This is a genomic window from Thiorhodospira sibirica ATCC 700588, from assembly GCF_000227725.2.
Taxonomy (GTDB): Bacteria; Pseudomonadota; Gammaproteobacteria; order Ectothiorhodospirales; family Ectothiorhodospiraceae; genus Thiorhodospira; species Thiorhodospira sibirica.
In genome coordinates, this window is sequence record NZ_MU255056.1 from 2,043,115 (window position 1) to 2,045,092 (window position 1,978).

Consider the following 1,978-nt stretch of genomic DNA (forward strand, 5'->3'; position numbering starts at 1 on the left):
ACGCTACGGAGCATGCCATCGCTGCTGAGGCAGGTTCCGCAGGTGATCCCTACGCCCAGCCCGCGCCGGAGTGCGAGTACGACCAGCGGGTGTCCTGGTAAAGCAGCCCAGCTGGGCTGCCGGCCCTGCCGTTGCCCGCTTTCCGGAAACACACCTATAGCCCACCGGAAAAACCGTCTCGCCACCCCTCGGCAGACCGATTTCGGCTGTTCTCGGCCGGATCGGCTACCGACGCGGCTCAGACGGGGCTTTCGTCGGGACTTGACAGACTCCTTGATCGAAGGGATATTGCGGTGAAGGCGGTTGGATTTCCTATCCTTTTTCCTTTCCTTATCCTTTGAATTTCCCGATCCCAAGGATCAATCGGTTAATAACCCTCACCGCCTCGTAGAGCGCGAAGTTGTATTGGCGCTTTATAACCAAGCCAAGCCAAACAACAGCTATTCAAACGTTTCTGAAACTGTACGCAACTGGTTTGAGGTAGAAGCAAAACGGCAGGGCTGGACTTCAGTCCAATTTGTCAATCAGGCAGCAGTCTTGGTCGCAACCGTAACCTTGGGCTAACTTTTGCCACACCTAACATGTCGCTCAAGCGGGACGGGCGCTGTCGCGCCCGCCCCTTAGCTATACGTTGGGCAGCAGCAATATCATGATTCTTGAAGTCGCTGTGCTAAACGTGAAATCTGATCTGGAGGGCATTATCCTAGCACAACAAAATCAAAATACTAACCTTGAATGTACTGTACTGAGCGCTCTCGCTCAACCAGTTCGGTTGAACTTGGCGTTAGCCTTTAAAAAACCTAGGAAGATTTTGTATGGCATACTGGCATGATCAGGATTTAGAGTTTCTGGGAGAAATCAAGTCCGAAGACTTGGAAGACCTAGTTTACTGTATTACTCACGACAAAGATGGTGATGCGCGCTGGACTGAAGAGTTAACGACCTCGGAGTTGTACAAGCAGTATCATCCGGATCATCATCAATATTGGGAGTTGGTCGCGGCAGAAATTCAGTGCTTCGGAGCAAACACATTCGCGACGGTACTCCGAGGAGGAAAAGGGGTTCCTTACAAGGAAGTTCTGACAGATGTCTGTGACAAGCTGAAAGTCAACTACAACAAGAATTCTAGCGTCGAGCAAATTGAAAACAATCTGCTTATGAAAATACTGACTGACGCGCTGGAAAAAATGAATCCAGAGGAGTTAAAGGAGTTAGCCGAAGCTACGGGCGTGAAGAATACAGGCTCCGTTACCGCTCAAACTATGGTCGGAGTGTTTCAAGCCGTTTTTCGTGCAGGCGGATTTAAGTCCTACCAGCTCACTCTGATAATTGTAAATGCGGTTCTAAAAGCGCTGATCGGACGCGGGCTTTCCTTGGCCGGAAATGCTGCCCTCACCCGCACAATGGCGATTCTAACCGGTCCCATCGGATGGGTGATAACCGGCGTGTGGACGGCGATTGATATTGCTGGCACTGCTTATCGAGTGACAATACCTGCTGTAATACAGGTTGCCGTATTGCGGCAAAAGCATCTATACGATGAGCAAGCAAAAGAAGTGGCTTTCGGCTAGTAAGCCTAACTCGGCGCTCCACCCGACCGCATGCTGCTACGCGGTTCGCGTCGGGTGAGTTTGGACGTTATGACTTTATGTCAGCCGACCCGCAGCGGCTGATCTATCGCTTGCCCAAACCGGGTCCGGACGGGCGCACCCAGATCATCCTCACGCCGCTGGAGCTGATCGGCCGCATCGCCGCGTTGGTCCCGCCGCCCCGGCAGCATCGCCACCGGTACTATGGCGTACTCGCCCCAAACTCACCGCTGCGCCCCGCCGTCACCGCTCTGGCACCCCGAGGCTGTAGTCCCGGCGCCGACATCCCACCGGGCGGTGAAAACCGCAGCGGAGGATCTGCCCACAACCCTCTGGCGCTCTCCCGCCCGCTACCTCTGGGGTGATGCTGCTGGCGCGCATCTACGAGG

At 54.2% G+C, this 1,978-nt stretch carries 2 protein-coding genes and 1 pseudogene; all 3 read left to right on the forward strand.

The features are described 5' to 3' along the window. The first annotated feature begins 303 nt into the window (after positions 1 to 303). On the forward strand, positions 304 to 564 hold the full coding sequence (locus THISIDRAFT_RS09600) for a hypothetical protein (RefSeq protein ID WP_040853700.1): 261 nt from the start codon (positions 304 to 306) through the stop codon (positions 562 to 564). Between the two features lie 251 nt (positions 565 to 815). Further along, positions 816 to 1,571, forward strand: coding sequence for a YaaW family protein (locus tag THISIDRAFT_RS09605; RefSeq protein WP_006786629.1), 756 nt, complete (start codon positions 816 to 818; stop codon positions 1,569 to 1,571). A 98-nt stretch (positions 1,572 to 1,669) separates the two neighbouring features. Next, positions 1,670 to 1,888 (forward strand): annotated as a pseudogene (locus tag THISIDRAFT_RS15390) (transposase); the annotation flags it as partial. Positions 1,889 to 1,978: the final 90 nt, after the last annotated feature.